The organism is Burkholderia sp. LMG 13014 (genome assembly GCF_905232215.1).
GTDB lineage: Bacteria > Pseudomonadota > Gammaproteobacteria > Burkholderiales > Burkholderiaceae > Burkholderia.
Window position 1 is genome coordinate 1 of sequence record NZ_CAJNKE010000717.1, and the last position, 2,698, is coordinate 2,698.

The window sequence follows — 2,698 nt, forward strand, 5'->3', positions numbered from 1 at the left end:
GCTTTCCGCGCCGAACAGCTGCTTCACGCGGTCGATCGCCAGCTGCTCGACCACATCAACGTATTCGCAGCCGCCGTAGTAGCGCTTGCCCGGATAACCTTCCGCGTACTTGTTCGTGAGTTGCGAGCCCTGTGCGGCCATCACGGCCGGGCTCGTGTAGTTTTCCGACGCGATCAGCTCGATGTGATCTTCCTGGCGACGGTTTTCCTGCTCGATCGCGGCAAAAAGTTCCGGATCGACGTTGGCAACGGTGCTGGTAGTGCGGTTGAACATGATGATTGACCAGTTGAGAGTGAATGACTGACCGCGGCTTGCCGGCTGCATGGTGTTTCGGCCTTCGCATTCCACCAGACACGCCCCCGTGTCGATAGAAGGATTGCGACAATCCGCTAGGACACACCGCGCACCGGGCACGCAAAAAAAATCGAAGGGTCGCATCGCTGCGACACCTTCGACAGAACTTGCCGGCCGGGCAGGCGTGAGGCCTGCCCTCAGCTTCTTGCGAGCAACAACAATCAGACGGCGGAAAAACAGTTGTCGACGAACAGATGCGTACCGTTGACGAAGCTCGACTCGTCGGACGCGAGGAACAGCGCAGCCGCCGCGACTTCCGACGGCTCGCACAACCTGCCTTGCTGAACCGCGATCGCTGCCTCGGTCGCGTCGACGCCCATCGCCTGCAGATCCCTGAGTTCGCGCATCCCGTGCGGCGTGCGGATGAACCCCGGCGCGAGCGCGTTGCACCGAATGCCGCGATCGCGATACTCGACCGCAATCGCCCGCGCGAACATGTGGCACGCGCCCTTGGTCGCGTCGTACAGCACCTCGCCCGGCGTCGCGCACACCGCGGAAATCGACGACGTGCAGACGATGCTGCCCCGCCCCTTCTCCAGCATCTGCGGCAGCACCGCCTTCGTCATCAGGAACATGCTCTTCACGTTCACGCCCATCAGCCAGTCCCATTCCGACTCCTCGATGTCGAGGAACGGTTTGACGATCAGCGTGCCGGCGTGATTGAACAGGATGTCCGCGTTACCGTACTGCTCGCGCGCGGCGTTCACGGCCTGCTGAACCTCCGCCTGCTTCGACACGTCGGCGCCGAGGCCGATCGCCTGCAGGCCCGCGTCGCGCAGCCGGGATGCGAGCGTTTCGGCGGCGTCGCCGTCGCGGTCGATGATCGCAACCTTCGCGCCCTGTGCGGCGAACAGTTCGGACGCCGCGCCGCCGCAGCCACCGGCGCCGCCGCTCACGATGGCGACCTTGCCGGCCAGGCGGCCGTCAATCTTGACATTCATGTGTCTTTCTCCAATCTGGTTCGTTCGGCCTGCTCAACTGAACAGCGTCCGCAGGTGATCGTTGAGGAAGTAGCCTTCGGGGTCCACGCTGCGGCGCAGCGCGCGGAACGCTTCGGCCTTGGGGAACCAGCGATCGACGTCTTCGCGGTTCGTGAAATGCAGCTTGCCCCAGTGCGGACGCGAGCCGTAGTCGCGCAGGATCGTGTCGACGTCCTTCAGGAACGGCCAGTAGTCGACGCCGTTCGGGCCGCCCGAGCATGAAATGGTGACGCTGTCCTGGTGATTGAACGGGCTGATCCACGCCGGATCGCCCTTCGTGAAGCGGTACTCGACCGGGAAAATGCAGTCGCGGTGTTTCGTGAGGATGAGCTCGCGCACCCGGCGCAGCGCTTCCTTGCCGTGCTGCGCGGGCACCGCGTACTCGAGCTCGTGGAAGTTCGGCACGTAGTGGATCGCGTACACCTCCGAGCTGTACGCGATCTTCTCGTGCTCGCCTTCGTGGAACGTGCGCGCGTCGGTGATATCCATCACCTTGATCTCGCACACGTCGTAGTCCTTCTTCGAGTTCGACACCTTCGTGGTGTCGGGCAGGCAGTAGAGGTCGCGGCTGGCCGACGTCGGGCACCAGAAGAAACCGAAATGCCGGTGCTTCGCGGCCAGGTCGTCGTATTGCTCCATCAACGCGTCGAAGTCTTCGCGCCACACCCGGTCGTGCAGCCAGAACGCATCGGTCACCTGCAGCGTCAGCTCCGACACCACGCCGAACATGCCGATGTTCACCTGCGTCGCATGCAGCAGGTCGAGGTCCTGCCGGTCGCTTACCTTCATGATCGAGCCATCCGGGCGCACGATGCGCATCCCGACGACCTGCGACGACAGGTTGCCGAGCGTCGTCCCGGTGCCGTGCGTGCCGGTAGCCAATGCGCCGGCAATCGCCTGCGAATCGATGTCGCCCTGGTTGACGAGCGACAGGCCGCGCTCCTTCAGGTGCCGCGTCACCGCATTGATTTTGGTGCCGGCCTTGACGGTCACGCGCTTGCGCGCTTCGTCGACGTCCACGATGCCCTGGTAGTCCTGCAGCGACAGCAGCAGGCCACTGGTGGCCACCACGGGCGTGAACGAGTGCCCCGAGCCCGCGCACCGCACATGCTTGCCTTGCCGCGTCGCCGTATGCACCAGCTCCGCGATCTCGGCCTCGCTCGCCGGCGACGCCAGGTGCGCAGCCACGCACGACTGATTGCCGACCCAGTTTCTCCAGAATCCGCCACGGGGAAGTTCCATCACCGTCTCTCCAGCGTCGTATTGGTGCCAACGGTAAGGTGCCGAAAGGTTTTCCACTATCGGATTTCGGCAAGTTAGGGTTTTGACGAGGCGGCACCCGTCCGACGCTTTTTGACCGGCGC

Annotated in this window: 2 protein-coding genes and 1 pseudogene; all 3 read right to left on the bottom strand. The window is 63.9% G+C overall.

Translation table 11 applies throughout. The annotated features are described in order from the left end of the window. Positions 1–273: pseudogene (gene glyA / locus JYJ84_RS33550) on the bottom strand (serine hydroxymethyltransferase); the annotation flags it as partial. Positions 274–515: 242 nt separating this feature from the next. Next, positions 516–1,295, bottom strand: coding sequence for an SDR family NAD(P)-dependent oxidoreductase (locus tag JYJ84_RS33555; RefSeq protein ID WP_122948730.1), 780 nt, complete (start codon positions 1,293–1,295; stop codon positions 516–518). Positions 1,296–1,328: 33 nt separating this feature from the next. Beyond that, positions 1,329–2,576, bottom strand: a complete 1,248-nt coding sequence (locus JYJ84_RS33560; protein WP_175219105.1) for a D-arabinono-1,4-lactone oxidase — start codon at positions 2,574–2,576, stop codon at positions 1,329–1,331. Between the last annotated feature and the right edge of the window lie 122 nt (positions 2,577–2,698).